Genomic DNA, 14953 nt, shown 5'->3' with positions numbered 1-14953 from the left:
GCGTTTTGGGTGTTTGTGTTTGGTTTGGGGTGGTGGGTGTGGGTTTGGGTGTTGCGGGGGGAGTGGGGGTGAGGGGAGGGGCGGTGGGTTTGGTTGGCGCGTCGCTGCCCCCCTCCTCCCCCCCCCCCCCCACCGCCCTGCCGTCAGCCGCCCAGGATGCGCAGCCCGGGCAGCAGGTCCGGGAGCAGCGGGGGCACCTCGACGCCCTGCGGCTGGGCCGCGTTCGGGGCGCCGGGCGTGGCCTGCTGAGGTGCCTGCTGCGGGGCCGCGTCGGCGCTCGGCGAGGGCTTGGTGCCGGTGAGGCCGCTGGTGAGGCCGCCGACCAGGCCGTTGACGGCGTCCGGGGCGCTGCTGGGCAGGGTGTCCGGCAGGACGCCGCCCTTGCCCCCGGTGCCGGAGGCGCCGGAGCCGGGGTTGGCCGGGGCGTGCTCGGGGGCGCCGGGGCGGTTGCCGGCGGAGCCCGGGGCCCGGTCGGCGCCGGCCGTGGTGCCGGATCCGGCCGCGGGGGACCCGGCCGGGGAGCCGTCGGTGGAGTGGGAGGAGCCGTCGCCCGCTCCGGAGCCGGCCGCGCCACCGCTCTGAGCGGGGGGCAGGACCAGGCGCAGGGGCGCGACGTCCTCGCTCATGTCGTCGAAGAGGCGGTTCACCAGGTCGGCCTGCTGGGTGAGCTGGACGGGCAGTCGGCCCTGCAGCTCGCTCCACCGGCCGTCCTCGTCGTGGGCGAAGCCGGCCAGCGCCCGCATCGGGTCGAGCGAGCCGTTGCTGCGGTAGACCGAGCGCAGCAGCTCGCGGCCCCTGAGGGCGTCGGCGTGCATGTCGTCCAGGGCGCGGCGGACCTGTTCGACGGTGGCCGGGCTGAGGCCGCCGGCCGGGCCGGTGCGGCCGACCAGGGTCTTGGCCTCGCCGAGCCGGGTGGCCGCGTTGTCGAGCAGCAGTTCGCCGCGCTCGGAGTCGGAACCGGCGAAGTCGAGCCGGAGTCCCTCCAGCCCGCGCTTGAGGCCGTACAGCGTGTCCCCGGGGAGGGCGTGGGCGCTGGCCGCGGCGGCGCCGGTCAGGCTGCCGACGGCGAGCCCGGCGACCAGCCCGCCGATCGCGAACCGGCGGCTCCAGCGGCCGCGCGGCGCCGTCCGGATCGCCCGGTGGCGGCGCTGCCGGGGCACCGGGGTGCCCGTCCCGCCGGCGAAGGCCTGCTCGAACGCGGCCATCAGCTGGGCGCGTTGGACCGTGCGGACCTCCCGGTCCAGCACCGGCCCGGGCAGCGCCCCCAGCGCGTCGGTCAGACCGACCAGTTCGGCCATCGCGACCGGACCGGCGCCGGTGGCGGCGGCGTTGTCCGATTCGGCGTTGGCCGCAGCGCGTTGCTCTGCCTGGTGGGCCTCCAGCGCCTCGGCGAAGGCCTTCGCCCGCCGGTGCTCCAGCACGTTTGCCGTCACGGGCCACACCTCCCTTCGTCGTTGTCGACACCCTGGCCTGCCGGACGGTTGCCCTGGCTGGCCAAAGCCACTCCATCGGGTGATAGGCCGCAATTCGACTTGACCGTACGCCTGGTGGGGGCTTGCACGTTGGCCAACGAGTGGTGCGGGCGGTCGGTTACGCACGGCTGATCATCGGACCGACCGTTCACCCTGACGTGTCGGCCGGGCGCGAACGGTGACGGACGGCCGTGCCGTATGGCACCGGGGTCGTCCTCGGCACGGTTCATCGCGCGTCGGGCGGGAGCAGCCGGGCCAGGGTGCGGACGGCGCGGTACTGGAGGGTCTTGATGGCGCCCTCGTTCTTGCCCATGATCCGGGCCGTCTCGGCCACCGAGAGCCCCTGCAGGAAGCGCAGGGTGACGCACTCCTGCTGCTGCGGGTTGAGCCGGCGCACGGCGTCCAGCAGGGCGGCGTTGGAGAGCGACTCCAGCACCGACTCCTCCGGGCTGCGCTCGCACTCGTTGGAGTCCAGCATCTCGCCGGTGGTGACCTCCAGCCGGAAGCGGCTGGACTTGAAGTGGTCGGCGACCAGGTTGCGGGCGATGGTGACCAGCCAGGCGCCGAAGTCCCGGCCCTGCCAGGTGAAGGTGCCGATCCGGCGCAGGGCGCGCAGGAAGGTCTCGCTGGTGAGGTCCTCGGCGGTGGCCCGGCTGCCGACCCGGTAGTAGATGTAGCGGTAGACGGTGTCCGCGTAGTGGTCGTAGAGCCGCCCGAAGGCCTCGCTCTCGCCGGCCTGGGCGCGCTCGACCAGCTCCATGATCGGGTTGTGCTCGGTCTCGTAGCCGGGGTTGGGCGCCGTCCGGGCGCGGCCCCGGCCGGCGCCGGTGCTGCCGGTGCGGCCGCGCGAGCCGGTGCCGGCCGAGCCGGCGGCGGTGGTGCGCAGCGCCGGGCCGGGCGGCTGGGGCTGGACGAACGATCCTCCAGCCGGCGCGAGTTGGGGCAGGACGGCGAACTGGCTGCGGAGCAGGGTGCGCAGCAGGGTCAGGCCGGTGGAGATCTGCCGCTCGGCGGTCGGCCGACCGCGCAGGCCGGTGCGGGGGCGCAGGGGCGCGGACGACGGGCGGGAGGGTGCAGGCGCGTCGTTCCGGACGGGTGGGTACACGGGACTCCCAGAGGCAGAACTGTGGACGGATCACCTCCGCCTGCGCGGAGAGCACTCCCCGAAGCGTCCGTTCGAGCGGGACGCGTGGTGACGTGCATCCAGGAGAGAATAACGCTTTGTGCAATGACAGCTACACCGTGTGGTCGAAGTGGTCGTTTGGGATCCATTTGTTGTGCATATTCGGCTGACACTGACCGGAGCTGTCATCGTTCATCCGGCTCAACGTGATCGAACAGGCGCTCAGGGTGACCAATTCGGCGGCCTGAGGGGCGGTTTCCCAGCCTTGGGGCTCGGCAACCCCTGACTTTCCCGGCCTGGCGAACGATCAGAACCGGTCACCGGGCGACAGGTTCGTGCAGGTGACTCGGACCACCCTGCGGTGCAGGGGAGTTCGCCCGTAAGAGGGGCCAGGTCAGAGGCCCTGTTGACGCCCGCTCACTCGCCGGGGCGAGCCCGTCCGGACGGCGTCCCGACGGCGTCCCGACGATCCGCCGACGACCTCCCGACCGTCTTCGGGCGGCCCTCGGGCGCGCCCCCGGCGGCCTTCGGGAGCCCGCGCGACCCCCGGCGCGGGAGGTTCAGGAGCGGCGCCTGCGCCGGTTCAGCGCCACCCCGGCCGCCGTCGCGCCGGCCAGCACCCCGAGCGCGGCCGCGGCCGGCAGCCCCACCCGGGCCGCCTTGCGCCCGGTCCGGAAGTCCCGCACCCGCCAGCCCTGGGTCCGGGCGTGGCGCCGCAGCGCGCCGTCCGGGTTCACCACGTACGGGTGGCCGACCAGCGAGAGCATCGGGATGTCGTTGGCCGAGTCGCTGTAGGCGGCGCAGCGGTCGAGGTCGAGGCGTTCGCGCCGGGCCAGCGCGCGGACGGCGGCGGCCTTGGCCGGGCCGTGCAGCAGGTCGCCGACCAGCCGGCCGGTGTACAGGCCGTCCCGGGCCTCGGCGACGGTGCCCAGCGCGCCGGTCATGCCGAGCCGCCGGGCGATGATCCTGGCCACCTCCAGCGGGGCGGCGGTGACCAGCCAGACCCGCTGGCCGGCGTCCAGGTGCATCTGGACCAGGGCGCGGGTGCCGGGCCAGATCTTGTCCGCCACGACCTCCTCGAAGATCTCCTCGCAGATCGCCTCCAGGTCGGCGGTGGGCTTGCCGGCCACGATGCCGAGGGCGGACTGCTTGGCGTCGGAGATGTGGTCCGGGTCCTCGGTGCCGTGCAGCCGGAACCAGGCCTGCTGCCAGGCGAAGCGGGCGATGTCGCGGCGGGTGAGGAAGCCGCGGCGGTAGAGGCCGACGCCGAGGTAGAAGATCGCGGCGCCGCGCAGGATGGTGTTGTCGCAGTCGAAGAAGGCGGCGGCGCGGGGGTCGTCCGGGTCCGGGGTGTGGTTCTCGGTCGAGGCCTTGGGGGTCTTGGGGGCCCTGCCGGGCTTCGCCGCGGCCGGCGCGTCCGGCCCGGTGCTGCCGTCCGTTCCGGTGGTGCCGTCCGGCCCGGTGCCGCCGTCCCGCCCCGCGGTGCCGTCCGGCCCGGGCTCGGCCCGCAGCGCGGCCTCGGCCGCCTCGGCCGCGGCTTCGCCGGCCAGGGCGCTCCGCTCGCTGCTGGAACGCCTTGCCTGGGTGAGCCTTCTGAGCACGGCCATGTCATCGAGGATAGCCAGCCGGGCGCGCGGCGACCGTGACGGAGCCGTGCCCGCGAGGTGAACAGCTCCACCGGGTGCCGGGTGCCCCCGGGCGGGCGGGTGCCATGGCGGAGAATGGGGTGGTGAGCCCACTGCTGCGACGCAAGAGCCCCGAGCCCGCGGACCGGACCGTGACCCTGGTCGGCAAGCCGGGCTGCCACCTGTGCGACGAGGCCCGCGAGGTGATCCTCCGGGTGACGGGCGAGCTGGGGGCGTCCTTCGAGGAGCGGGACATCACCCAGGACGAGGAGCTGTACCGCCGCTACTGGGAGCAGATTCCGGTCACCCTGATCGACGGCCGCCAGCACGACTTCTGGCGGGTCGACGAGCGCCGTCTGCGCACTGCCCTCGGCGGCTGAGCGGGGCCTGACCGGGCGTTCGTCCGTGTACCGACCCCCCGCCGATCGGCGGGGGAGGTTCGCCGAATCGTTGCCAAAGACACTCCGTTCCGGCGTGGGGCGGGGCGGGTCGGTCGGCTTACGATCGAACGCGTTTGCGCCCGTGGGGGGCTGAGCACACGAGGAGTGCGCCATGCTTCCCGGTCCTGCCCTCCGGGTGTCCGGAGCTCCGGAGCCCCGGACGGTCCCCCGGGGCTTCGCCGTGGTGGACGTGGAGGCGACCGGCCGCAGCCCGTGGCGGCACCGGGTGGTCGAGGTGGCCGTGGTGCTGCTCGACGAGCGGCTGCGTCCCGAGGGCGAGTTCGCCACCCTGCTGGATCCGCTGGGCCCGGTAGGTCCGACCCATGTGCACCGGATACGCCAGTGCGACGTGGAGGGCGCCCCGCGCTTCCGGGAGATCGCCCCGCGGCTGCTGGAGCTGTTGGCCGGCCGGGTGCTGGTGGGTCACCACGTCAGCTGCGACCACGCCTTCCTGGATCGCGAGTTCGCCCGGATCGGGGTGCCGCTGCCGCCCGTGCCGCTGCTGTGCACGATGCGGCTGGCCCGCGCGCACCTGCCGCAGGCCCGCGGCCAGGGCCTGGCGGCCTGTGCGGAGGCGGCGGACCTCGGCTGGTACCCGGCGCACACCGCGCTGGGCGACGCCCGGGTGACCGCCGAGCTGCTGCGGCACTGCCTGGGCGCCCCGTCCTGTCCGCCGGGCGACTGGGCCGGCCCGCTGCGCGAGGCCGCCGAGGTGCCCTGGCCCCGGCTGGGGCGGGCCCGTTCCCACCCGTCCGGCGCCGGCGTCCCGCTGCTGCGCAGGGAGGCCCCGTACGGCCCCTGGCTGCCCGGTTCGCGAGCCCCGGAGGTCGTGCTGACCCGGGCCGGTGCTATGCGGTCGATGGCGTGATGCGCATCACTGTGTAGGGACAAAACGGACACCATCTTTGTGCACACGTTCACAAACGCATAGCCTGGCTGCCAAAGCCCAGCTTCACCCACAGGAGCACCGTGGCAATCGGCCGATCACCACAGAGCAGTTCGCAGACGCCCGACCAGGGCGCCGCGCGCCGACCGTCGCGTGCCCGGGGCATCCCGGAGGCGACAGTCGCCCGCCTGCCCCTCTATCTGCGGGCCCTCACCGCGCTCTCCGAGCGCTCGGTGCCGACCGTCTCCTCCGAGGAGCTGGCCGCCGCGGCCGGCGTGAACTCGGCCAAGCTGCGCAAGGACTTCTCCTACCTCGGCTCCTACGGCACCCGCGGCGTCGGCTACGACGTCGAGTACCTCGTCTACCAGATCTCCCGCGAGCTCGGCCTGACCCAGGACTGGCCGGTCGTCATCGTCGGCATCGGGAACCTCGGCCACGCGCTCGCCAACTACGGCGGGTTCGCCTCCCGCGGCTTCCGGGTGGCCGCCCTGTTGGACGCCGACCCCAACGTGGTCGGTTCCACCGCGGCCGGACTGCCGGTGCGGCACATGGACGAGCTGGAGTCGATCGTCGAGAGCCAGCACGTCTCCATCGGCGTGATCACCACCCCGCCCGGCGCCGCCCAGCAGGTGTGCGACCGGCTGGTGGAGGCCGGCGTCACCAGCATCCTGAACTTCGCCCCGACCGTGCTGACCGTCCCGGACGGCGTGGACGTGCGCAAGGTGGACCTCTCCATCGAGCTCCAGATCCTCGCCTTCCACGAGCAGCGCAAGGCCGGCGAGGAGCCGGACGACCGTGCCGAGTCGGTGCTGGACCGCGCCCCCGGTCCGGTCCGGGCGGCCGCCGCCAAGCTGCGCCGCGCGGCCGGCGGCAGCGGCAAGCCCCGGGGCACCGTCGAGTCGGCGGCCAAGGACCAGGCCGAGCAGGCCAAGGGAAAGTCCGCCAAGGGCGGCGACGGGGATCTCTCCGCGGTGATGCCCGCATGAACACCGAGAGCTGTGGGGGGCGGGCATGAGCCTTCTCGTCGTAGGGCTGAGCCATCGCACCGCCCCGGTCGGGGTGCTGGAACGCGCCGCGCTGACGGGTGACGTACCGACCCGGCTGCTGCACGACGCCGCCGCCACCGCGACGGTCGGCGAGGCCGCACTGCTGAACACCTGCAACCGGATCGAGCTGTACGCGGACGTGGACAAGTTCCACGCCGGCGTCGCCGAGCTGTCGCTGCTGCTGGCCCACCACAGCGGGGTGGACCTGGAGGAGCTGACCTCCCACCTGTACGTCCACTACGAGGACCGCGCCGTCCACCACCTCTTCTCGGTGGCCTGCGGCCTGGACTCGATGGTCGTCGGCGAGGGCCAGATCCTCGGCCAGCTGCGCGACGCGCTGGCCAAGGCCCAGGAGGAGCACACCGCCGGGCGCGGCCTGAACGAGCTGTTCCAGCAGGCCCTGCGGGTCGGCAAGCGCGCGCACAGCGAGACCGGCATCGACAAGGCCGGCCAGTCGCTGGTCACCTTCGGCCTGGAGCAGGTCGCGGCGGGCGCGGGCGAGATCGCCGGCAAGCGCGCGCTGGTGGTCGGCGCCGGCTCGATGAGCTCGCTGGCCGCCGCCACCCTGGTCCGCTCCGGCGTGACCGACCTGCTGATCGCCAACCGGACCCCGGCCCGCGCCGAGCGGCTGGTCGAGATCCTCGGCCCGGACGTGGCCTCGGTCCTGGACCTGGCCAAGGTGCCGGAGGCGCTCGCCGAGGTGGACCTGGTGATCTCCTGCACCGGCGCGGCCGGTGTGGTGATCAAGGCCGAGGACGTGGCCGCCGCGGTCGCCTCCCGACGGGACGCCCAGCGGCTCCGCCACGGGGCGTCCGAGCCGCTCGCCCTGCTCGACCTGGCCATGCCGCGCGACGTCGACCACACCGTGCACGAGCTGCCCGGCGCCCTGCTGGTCGACCTGGAGAGCCTCTCCCACGCGCACGCCGCCAGCCCCGGCGCCGGCGACGTCGACCAGGTCGCCCGGATCGTCTCCGACGAGGTGACCGCCTTCAGCGCCGCCCAGCGGGCCGCCCGGATCGCGCCGACCGTGGTCGCGCTGCGCTCGATGGCCTCCGACGTGGTCGCCGCCGAGCTCGGCCGGCTGGACTCCCGGCTGCCCGACCTGGACGAGCGCTCGCGCGCCGAGATCACCCAGACCGTCCGCCGCGTCGTCGACAAGCTGCTGCACGCCCCGACCGTCCGGGTGAAGCAGCTGGCCGCCGAGCCGGGCGGCGCCTCCTACGCGGAGGCGCTGCGCGAACTGTTCGACCTCGACCCGGCGGCCGTGCACGCCGTGTCGGGCACGCCCGTCGGCGGGGCGCCCCAGCCCTCGGCCGGGGGCACCAGATGAACCGTCAGCCATCCCACGAGTACCACCGGGACGATCACCTCATGAATGGTCAACCGATCACGGAGCAGCCCTCGGCCACCGCGGCCCTGCGGCTCGGCACCCGGCGCAGCGCCCTCGCCATGGCGCAGTCGGGCATGGTGGCCCGCGAGGTGACCAGGGTCACCGGGCGCGCCGTCGAGCTGGTCGAGATCACCACCTACGGCGACACCTCCCGGGAGTCGCTGGCGCAGATCGGCGGCACCGGGGTGTTCGTCTCCGCGCTGCGCGACGCGCTGCTGGAGGGCCGGATCGACTTCGCCGTGCACTCGCTCAAGGACCTGCCCACCGCCGCCCCGCAGGGGCTGGCGCTGGCCGCCGTCCCCGAGCGCGAGGACGTCCGGGACGCCCTGGTCGCGACCGAGGGCCTGGCCCTGGAGGAGCTGGTGGAGAAGCTGGCCGGCGCCGGCCGCCCGGCCCGGATCGGCACCGGCTCGCCCCGCCGGATGGCGCAGCTGAACGCCTGGGCCAACGCCCGCGGCGCGCAGCTGGAGACCGTCGCGATCCGCGGCAACGTGGACACCCGGATCGGCTTCGTGACCAGCGGCGAGCTGGACGCGGTGGTGCTGGCGACGGCCGGCCTGAACCGGCTCGGCCGCAGCGCCGAGATATCCCAGCACCTCGACACCGAGGTGATGGTCCCGGCCCCCGGCCAGGGCGCGCTCGCGATCGAGTGCACCACCGCCGACACCGGGCTGACCGCCGCGCTCGCGACGCTGGACCACGCCCCCACCCGGGTCGCCGTGGCCGCCGAGCGCGCCCTGCTGGCCACCCTGGAGGCCGGCTGCTCGGCGCCGGTGGCCGCGCTGGCCACCTGGGGCCGGGAGAACGAACTGCGGCTGGACGGCGTGGTCGGCGACCCCGACGGAACCGCCCTGCTGAAGATGTCCGCCAACGGTCCGATCGTCCTCGACGAGACCGCCGAGCAGCAGGCGGTGGCCCTCGGCCGCGCGCTGGCTGACCGGCTGCTCGCCGCGGGCGCGGCCGCCCTGATGGGGGAGCGAGCCCGATGAGCCCCACCACCGCCACCGATGCCCTGTTCCCGGTGGGACAGCCCGCCACCGGACGGTGCACCTTCCTGGGCGCGGGCCCCGGGGACCCGGGCCTGCTGACCCTGCGCGCGGTCGAGGTGCTGTCCACCGCCGACGTGCTGGTCGCCGACCCGCTGACCGCCGCCGCCGTGCGCAGCCACTGTCCGGCCGGCGTGCAGGTGCACGCCCCCGCCGCCGAGGGCACCGACTTCGACCTGGCCAAGCTGGTCGCCGAGGCCGTCCGCTCCGGCAAGCACGTGGTCCGCACCGTCGACGGCGACCCCGGCCTGGACGGCTGCGCCGCCGAGGAGATGCTCAGCTGCGCGGGCGACGGGATCCCGTTCGAGGTGATCCCGGGCGTGGCCCAGTCGGTCGGCGTCCCGGCGTACGCGGGCGTCCCGCTGCGCGCCGGGTCCGGCACCGACGTGCGTTTCGTGGACGGCGCCGCGCTGCTGGCCGGCAGCCCGGTGGACCTGGGCGCGCCGGAGACCACCCTGGTGGTCCGCACCACCCTGGGCCAGCTGCCCGCCACCGCCACCGCCCTGGTCGCGTGCGGCCGCAAGCCGGAGTCGGCGCTGAGCGCCACGCTCTCCGGCACCACCACCCGCCAGCGGACCTTCACCTCCACCCTGTCCGGCATCGCGGCCGACCTGAAGGCCGCCCGGGTGCTGCCCTCGCCGGTCTCCGCCCCGGTCGACCCGGCCACCTCGGTGATAGCCGTGGTGGGCGAGCAGGTCGCCCACCGGGCCTCGCACTCGTGGTTCGAGACCAAGCCGCTGTTCGGCTGGAACGTCCTGGTGCCGCGCACCAAGGAGCAGGCCACCGGCCTGTCCGAGCAGCTGCGCTCGTACGGCGCGGTGCCGCAGGAGGTGCCGACCATCGCGGTCGAGCCGCCGCGCACCCCGCAGCAGATGGAGCGGGCCATCAAGGGCCTGGTCACCGGTCGCTACGAGTGGATCGCCTTCACCTCGGTGAACGCGGTGCGCGCCGTCCGGGAGAAGTTCGAGGAGTACGGCCTGGACGCCCGCGCGTTCGCCGGGATCAAGGTCGCGGCGGTCGGCGAGACCACCGCGCAGGCCCTGGTGGACTTCGGCGTGAAGCCGGACCTGGTGCCCTCCGGCGAGCAGTCCGCGGCCGGCCTGCTGGAGGACTGGCCGCCGTACGACCCGGTCTTCGACCCGATCGACCGGGTGCTGCTGCCGCGCGCCGACATCGCCACCGAGACCCTGGTGGCCGGCCTGGTCGAGCTCGGCTGGGAGGTCGACGACGTGACGGCGTACCGGACGGTGCGCGCCTCGCCGCCGCCGGCCGAGACCCGTGAGGCGATCAAGGGCGGCGGTTTCGACGCGGTGCTGTTCACCTCGTCCTCGACCGTCCGGAACCTGGTCGGCATCGCGGGCAAGCCGCACAACGTGACCGTCATCGCCTGCATCGGCCCGGCCACCGCCAAGACCGCCGAGGAGCACGGCCTGCGGGTCGACGTGATGGCCCCGGCGCCGTCGGCGGCCGCGCTGGCCCAGGCGCTGGCAGACTTCGGGGCCAAGCGCCGCGACACCGCGACGGCCGCCGGTGAGCCGGTCTACCGGCCCAGCGAGCGCCGTCCCGGCTCGCGCCGCAAGGCCCGCTGACACCCCTCATGGCCGGGGGCGGCCGACCGTCGCCCCCGGCACTGCACAACCGTTCGGAGAGAGAAGCCGTGTCCGCTGAATTCCCGTACGTACGCCCGCGCCGACTGCGCCGGAGCCCGGCGATGCGCCGCCTGGTGGCCGAGACCCGGCTGCACCCGGCGGAGCTGATCCTGCCGCTGTTCGTCCGCGAGGGCGTCAGCGAGCCCGTCCCGGTGAGTTCGATGCCGGGCGTGGTCCAGCACACCCGGGACACCCTGCGCAAGGCCGCGGTGGAGGCGGCCGAGGCGGGCCTGGGCGGCCTCATGCTGTTCGGCGTCCCGCAGGTGCAGGACGCGACCGGCAGCGAGGGCACCAACCCGGACGGCATCCTCCAGCAGGCGATCCGGGACGTGGTCTCCGAGGTCGGCGACTCCCTGGTGGTCATGTCGGACCTCTGCCTGGACGAGTACACGGACCACGGCCACTGCGGCGTGCTGGCCGCGGACGGCAGCGTCGACAACGACGCCACCCTGGAGCGCTACGCCGAGATGGCCCGGGTGCAGGCCGACGCCGGCGTCCACCTGGTCGGCCCGTCCGGCATGATGGACGGCCAGATCGCCGTGATCCGGCGGGCGCTGGACGAGGCCGGGCACCAGGACGTGGGCATCCTCGCCTACACCGCCAAGTACGCCTCGGCCTTCTACGGCCCGTTCCGCGAGGCCGTCGGCTCCTCGCTCAAGGGCGACCGCAAGACCTACCAGCAGGACCCGGCCAACGCCCGCGAGTCGCTGCGCGAGCTGGCGCAGGACCTCGCCGAGGGCGCGGACATGGTGATGGTCAAGCCGGCCATGGCCTACCTGGACATCCTGCGCCAGGTCGCCGACGCCTCCCCGGTGCCGGTCTCCGCGTACCAGGTGTCCGGCGAGTACGCGATGGTCGAGGCGGCCGCCGCGAACGGCTGGATCGACCGGGAGCGGATGATCATGGAGACGCTCACCTCGATCCGCCGCGCGGGCGCCGAGCAGATCCTCACCTACTGGGCCCTCGAAGCCGCCGCGATGCTCAAGTAGCGGACCCCGTACGGCGGAAGGCCGGGCCGCTCCCGTGGGGGAGCGACCCGGCCTTCCGGGTTTCCGTCAGGCCGTGGACTCAGATGCCCACGTCGCCGGCGTGCGCGAAGCCCGCGCCGCCGCCGATCACGTCGGTGGAGGTGGCGGCACCGCCGCCGAAGCCTCCGGCGACGACGTCACCGGCGTGGGCGACGCCGAAGCCCCCGCCGGCCACGAACGGCTGGTCGGCGGAGGCGACGAACTCGCCGCCGCCGGCCAGGCCGACGTGGGCGAAGGCCGGGGTGGCGGCACCCGCGAGCGCCAGTGCGGCGGCGGCGGTCAGGGCGGCCTTGGCCAGCTTGCTCTTCATGGAACTGCCCTCTCTCTGGGAGCGCCCCGCGGGCGCTCTGACACGTGATCACAACCGGCGGTCCTGATCGGCGATCCACGCGCCGGACCGGCCCGCCGCTCACCCGTCCGGACCGCGCTGCGGCGCGGCCGGCCGGACACTTCGCCCGCACAGCCCGGAGGGCCCGGGGAGGTGATCCTCCCCGGGCCCTCCGACCGTGCTGTGCCCCTTGATCAGCCGATCAGGTGCGAGACACCCGCGTCGCCCGTGGACTGGGTGTTCTGGCCGACGTTGCAGATCTGCTTCGGCTGGTTGTTCAGGACCGGGACCTCGACCGGGACCGCGATGCCGATGACGGCGACGGCGACGTTGTGGATCTCCGGCAGGCAGATGTTCGGGTTGTCCAGAACGTGGCTGTTCGGGCTGCCGTTGCCGGCGGTGCCGGTGTGGTTGGTGCCGCCGTTGCCCTGGACGGAGGTGGCGGCGCCGTCCGAGTCGACGATGGCGGAGGCCGAGCCGGCGGACATCGCGAAGGCGGCGGCGGCCAGGCCGGCGGCGGCGAGGGACTTCTTGATCATCTCTGGTTTTCCTCTCGGGGTGAATCGGGGAGCGATTCGTAGGTGGATCGGAGGGTGGTGCAGGGAGAACGGAGCGGCGACCGATCAGCCGATCAGGTGGGACACGCCGCCGTCGCCCTGGCTCTGGGTTCCCTGGCCGACGGTGCAGTACTGCCTGCCGCCGTTGTTGGCGATCGGGACCTCGACCGGGACGGCCACGCCGAGCACGCCGACCGCGATGTTGTGGATCTCCGGCAGGCAGATGTTCGGGTTGTCCAGGAAGTGGAAGTTCGGGCTGTTGTTCCCGACCGTGCCCGTGAAGTTGGTACCGCCGTTGCCTTCGATGGAGGCGGCGGCGCCGTCCGCGTCACCGATGGCGGAGGCGGGCGCGGCGGCACCGGCCAGCGCGGCGACGGCCAGGCCGGCGGCGGCGAAGGACTTCTGGATCATGGCGAGATCCCTCTCTGAAATGCTCTTTGGATTCCGTGCGTACAACGCTGAGAACGCTCAGACCCGGTCTGCAGTCACTGACGTCCAGATCAAAGAACGACGGCACGGAAGGTTACGGGGATTCTTGAAAAGAGTCCCGGAGGCGCGACGGCGGGGGGAATCCGATCGGATTATTACTCCGAACCGGTTAACGGCCGCAATCCGCACTCCCGGTCACTCGTTGAGCAGATCGCTTTCCGGTTGCGGCCCCGCAGCCCTTCCCAGTGATCCCCAGTACGGACAGCAGAACGGTGAAAAGCATGAAGTTCTCCCAGCGGGCCGGCGCGATGCTGCTGGCGGTCGGTGCCGGTGTGCTCGCCTCCCAAGGAGCGGCCGGCGCCGCCACCCCGATCGGCCCCGACCAGGTCGGCGCGCTGGAGGACGCGCTGGCCACCCAGCAGGTCCCGGCGGACATCCCGCTCGCCCCGCTGGGCAGCCGGCTCACGGCCGGCATCCCGACCTCGCTGGTGATGCCGCCGGCGCCCGACCGGACCACCAGCGGCGGCGGCGCGCTGCTCCCGGAGCAGATCCTCCCCCAGCTGACCACCGGCAAGGTCGGCCCGAGCGCCAAGGCCGATCTGCCGCTCCCGCTGGTCGACCAGGGCGCCGACCTCGGCAAGGTGCTGCTGGACGCCCCGGCCGCGCCGCTGCACGCCAGGACCCCGGGGCTCACCCTCGGCAAGCCGCTCTCGCTCGCCCAGGACGGCGCCGGCCAGCTCGCCGACGGCCGGCTGAAGGTGGACGAGATCGACCCGCGCCTGGTCTCCGGCGCGGTGCAGGTGGTTCCCGGGGCCAAGGCCAGCCTCGGGGGCGAGGACAGCCGGCTCTCCCTCACCGACACGGCGGCCGCCCTGGCCGGGACCACCACCGGGACCGCCACCGGCGTGGTGCAGACGACCGGGCTGACGGGCCTGACCCAGCTCTGAGTCGGCTCCGACCCGGGCGCCGCGCCCGGGGACGGGAGCCCGGCACCCAGGCCACGCGGCCGGGGTGCCGGGCTCCCGCGCGCCCGGGGGCTCAGCCCGGCAGGAGGCCGGTCAGCCCGCCGACCAGCGGGAGGTCCTTGACGCCGCCGCCGGCGCTCAGCGGGCCGGTCAGCGTCCCGGTGCCGACGGCGGGCAGGCCCTGGTCGGGCTGGAGGGCCGCGCCGTTGTTGAGGAAGTCGGCCGAGGAGTTCGCCCACGGGTCCAGCCGCAGGCTCTTGATCGGCGCGATGCCGTAGCCGAGGCCGGTGGTGGTCCCGCCCAGCGCCTGGCCGAGGTCGGTCTTGGTCAGCGTGGCCGGGCCGGCCGGGGCCTCGCCCGGGGCGGTGGCGGCCTGCGCCGAACCGGCGCCGAGCAGCACCGCGGCACCCACGGCGGCGGCCAGTCCGGCCGCGTTCTTCTTCGAAACCATCGTGATCACCCTTCGGTGGATCGGGGATCCCGGACGGCTGTCCGGGGACGCCGAACTGCCCCCCGGCCGACTGGTCGGGGGGCAGGACGGCCGGAACACGTGCCGATCGGGGATCAGCAGTCGTCCGCGGGCGGCGGGGGCAGCTCCACGTTGGCGCAGGCGTTGCCGAAGGCCGGGTTCAGCAGGCCGACGATGTTGATGGAGTTGCCGCACAGGTTGACCGGAACGTGCACCGGGACCTGGATCTGGTTGCCGGAGATGACGCCGGGGGAACCGACGGCCGCGCCCTCGGCGCCCGCGCTGGCGGCGGCGGAGCCCGCCGCGCCCAGCACCAGGCCGGCAGCGGCGGCGGAGAGGACGGCGGCCTTCTTCATGTTCTGCATGGGGGGTTGATCTCCTCGATCACACACGGGTGGAGCGTGGGGGGGGCGGGGGAGGTGCGGGGGGGGGAATGAGTGGGGGGGGTGGTGGTGCGCAGGTGGGGGGAACGAGGGGGGGAGAGAGGGTGGGAAGGGGTT

16 protein-coding genes are annotated in these 14953 nt (G+C 74.2%); 8 read left to right on the top strand and 8 right to left on the bottom strand.

Going from position 1 to position 14953, the window contains the following annotated elements; translation table 11 throughout:
- Positions 1–143 precede the first annotated feature (143 nt).
- The 3 genes from ACFVGO_RS22460 to ACFVGO_RS22450 form a co-directional block, all read right to left on the bottom strand.
- Positions 144–1433, bottom strand: coding sequence for a DUF5667 domain-containing protein (locus ACFVGO_RS22460; RefSeq protein WP_380351278.1), 1290 nt, complete (start codon positions 1431–1433; stop codon positions 144–146).
- 265 nt (positions 1434–1698) lie between these two features.
- The gene (locus tag ACFVGO_RS22455) at positions 1699–2520 is read right to left on the bottom strand and encodes an ECF subfamily RNA polymerase sigma factor, BldN family (protein ID WP_380351316.1); all 822 of its coding nucleotides are present in this window, start codon (positions 2518–2520) and stop codon (positions 1699–1701) included.
- A gap of 635 nt (positions 2521–3155) precedes the next feature.
- The gene (locus tag ACFVGO_RS22450; RefSeq protein WP_380351279.1) at positions 3156–4202 is read right to left on the bottom strand and encodes an HAD family hydrolase; all 1047 of its coding nucleotides are present in this window, start codon (positions 4200–4202) and stop codon (positions 3156–3158) included.
- Positions 4203–4306: 104 nt separating this feature from the next.
- Here ACFVGO_RS22450 and ACFVGO_RS22445 point away from each other — a divergent pair, with 104 nt between their 5' ends.
- The 7 genes from ACFVGO_RS22445 (at position 4307) to hemB (ending at position 11666) form a co-directional block, all read left to right on the top strand.
- Positions 4307–4600, top strand: a complete 294-nt coding sequence (locus tag ACFVGO_RS22445) for a glutaredoxin family protein (protein ID WP_359902750.1) — start codon at positions 4307–4309, stop codon at positions 4598–4600.
- A gap of 172 nt (positions 4601–4772) precedes the next feature.
- Positions 4773–5528 carry a 3'-5' exonuclease gene (locus ACFVGO_RS22440; RefSeq protein ID WP_359902753.1) on the top strand — a complete coding sequence of 252 codons (756 nt, stop codon included), beginning with the start codon at positions 4773–4775 and terminating at the stop codon, positions 5526–5528.
- A gap of 101 nt (positions 5529–5629) precedes the next feature.
- Positions 5630–6532, top strand: a complete 903-nt coding sequence (locus tag ACFVGO_RS22435) for a redox-sensing transcriptional repressor Rex (protein WP_359902755.1) — start codon at positions 5630–5632, stop codon at positions 6530–6532.
- Positions 6533–6557: 25 nt separating this feature from the next.
- The gene (locus ACFVGO_RS22430; RefSeq protein WP_380633586.1) at positions 6558–7922 is read left to right on the top strand and encodes a glutamyl-tRNA reductase; all 1365 of its coding nucleotides are present in this window, start codon (positions 6558–6560) and stop codon (positions 7920–7922) included.
- A gap of 41 nt (positions 7923–7963) precedes the next feature.
- The gene (gene hemC / locus ACFVGO_RS22425; RefSeq protein WP_380633584.1) at positions 7964–8971 is read left to right on the top strand and encodes a hydroxymethylbilane synthase; all 1008 of its coding nucleotides are present in this window, start codon (positions 7964–7966) and stop codon (positions 8969–8971) included.
- The gene (locus ACFVGO_RS22420; RefSeq protein WP_359902764.1) at positions 8968–10617 is read left to right on the top strand and encodes a bifunctional uroporphyrinogen-III C-methyltransferase/uroporphyrinogen-III synthase; all 1650 of its coding nucleotides are present in this window, start codon (positions 8968–8970) and stop codon (positions 10615–10617) included. Before hemC ends, ACFVGO_RS22420 begins: the two co-directional genes overlap by 4 nt.
- 68 nt (positions 10618–10685) lie before the next feature.
- A complete protein-coding gene (gene hemB, locus ACFVGO_RS22415) occupies positions 10686–11666 on the top strand; it encodes a porphobilinogen synthase (protein WP_359902767.1) in 981 nt (326 codons plus the stop codon).
- Positions 11667–11745: 79 nt separating this feature from the next.
- Here the strand turns inward: hemB and ACFVGO_RS22410 are convergent, their stop codons facing one another.
- From ACFVGO_RS22410 to ACFVGO_RS22400, 3 genes are all read right to left on the bottom strand, one after another.
- Entirely contained in the window at positions 11746–12015 is a 270-nt protein-coding gene (locus tag ACFVGO_RS22410; protein ID WP_359902770.1) for a hypothetical protein, read from the bottom strand.
- 212 nt (positions 12016–12227) lie between these two features.
- Positions 12228–12572 (bottom strand): rodlet layer protein, encoded by a 345-nt coding sequence (locus tag ACFVGO_RS22405; protein WP_359902772.1) that lies wholly within the window; start codon positions 12570–12572, stop codon positions 12228–12230.
- Positions 12573–12656: 84 nt separating this feature from the next.
- Entirely contained in the window at positions 12657–13001 is a 345-nt protein-coding gene (locus ACFVGO_RS22400) for a rodlet layer protein (RefSeq protein WP_359902775.1), read from the bottom strand.
- A gap of 299 nt (positions 13002–13300) precedes the next feature.
- Between ACFVGO_RS22400 and ACFVGO_RS22395 the strand changes: the two genes are divergently transcribed.
- Positions 13301–13966: a hypothetical protein gene (locus ACFVGO_RS22395; RefSeq protein WP_359902778.1), complete on the top strand. Its 666-nt coding sequence runs from the start codon at positions 13301–13303 to the stop codon at positions 13964–13966.
- 91 nt (positions 13967–14057) lie between these two features.
- Here ACFVGO_RS22395 and ACFVGO_RS22390 read toward each other — a convergent pair whose 3' ends face one another.
- Both ACFVGO_RS22390 and ACFVGO_RS22385 read right to left on the bottom strand, forming a co-directional pair.
- Positions 14058–14435 (bottom strand): hypothetical protein, encoded by a 378-nt coding sequence (locus ACFVGO_RS22390; RefSeq protein ID WP_380351282.1) that lies wholly within the window; start codon positions 14433–14435, stop codon positions 14058–14060.
- 113 nt (positions 14436–14548) lie between these two features.
- Positions 14549–14818 carry a chaplin gene (locus tag ACFVGO_RS22385; protein WP_359902783.1) on the bottom strand — a complete coding sequence of 90 codons (270 nt, stop codon included), beginning with the start codon at positions 14816–14818 and terminating at the stop codon, positions 14549–14551.
- Positions 14819–14953: the final 135 nt, after the last annotated feature.

The organism is Kitasatospora sp. NPDC057738 (assembly GCF_042798815.1).
Classification (GTDB): Bacteria; Actinomycetota; Actinomycetes; order Streptomycetales; family Streptomycetaceae; genus Kitasatospora; species Kitasatospora lactacystinica.
Note: the sequence above shows the minus strand (reverse complement) of the source record. Positions and strands in the feature narration are given on the sequence as shown.

Coding starts and splice junctions, on each gene's coding strand:
- ACFVGO_RS22385 (WP_359902783.1), bottom strand. CDS start 14,818: ATGCAGAACATGAAGAAGGCCGCCGTCCTCTCCGCCGCCGCTGCCGGC.
- ACFVGO_RS22440 (WP_359902753.1), top strand. CDS start 4,773: ATGCTTCCCGGTCCTGCCCTCCGGGTGTCCGGAGCTCCGGAGCCCCGG.
- ACFVGO_RS22390 (WP_380351282.1), bottom strand. CDS start 14,435: ATGGTTTCGAAGAAGAACGCGGCCGGACTGGCCGCCGCCGTGGGTGCC.
- ACFVGO_RS22410 (WP_359902770.1), bottom strand. CDS start 12,015: ATGAAGAGCAAGCTGGCCAAGGCCGCCCTGACCGCCGCCGCCGCACTG.
- ACFVGO_RS22420 (WP_359902764.1), top strand. CDS start 8,968: ATGAGCCCCACCACCGCCACCGATGCCCTGTTCCCGGTGGGACAGCCC.
- ACFVGO_RS22405 (WP_359902772.1), bottom strand. CDS start 12,572: ATGATCAAGAAGTCCCTCGCCGCCGCCGGCCTGGCCGCCGCCGCCTTC.
- ACFVGO_RS22400 (WP_359902775.1), bottom strand. CDS start 13,001: ATGATCCAGAAGTCCTTCGCCGCCGCCGGCCTGGCCGTCGCCGCGCTG.
- ACFVGO_RS22445 (WP_359902750.1), top strand. CDS start 4,307: ATGGCGGAGAATGGGGTGGTGAGCCCACTGCTGCGACGCAAGAGCCCC.
- hemC (WP_380633584.1), top strand. CDS start 7,964: ATGAATGGTCAACCGATCACGGAGCAGCCCTCGGCCACCGCGGCCCTG.
- ACFVGO_RS22395 (WP_359902778.1), top strand. CDS start 13,301: ATGAAGTTCTCCCAGCGGGCCGGCGCGATGCTGCTGGCGGTCGGTGCC.
- ACFVGO_RS22450 (WP_380351279.1), bottom strand. CDS start 4,202: ATGGCCGTGCTCAGAAGGCTCACCCAGGCAAGGCGTTCCAGCAGCGAG.
- ACFVGO_RS22430 (WP_380633586.1), top strand. CDS start 6,558: ATGAGCCTTCTCGTCGTAGGGCTGAGCCATCGCACCGCCCCGGTCGGG.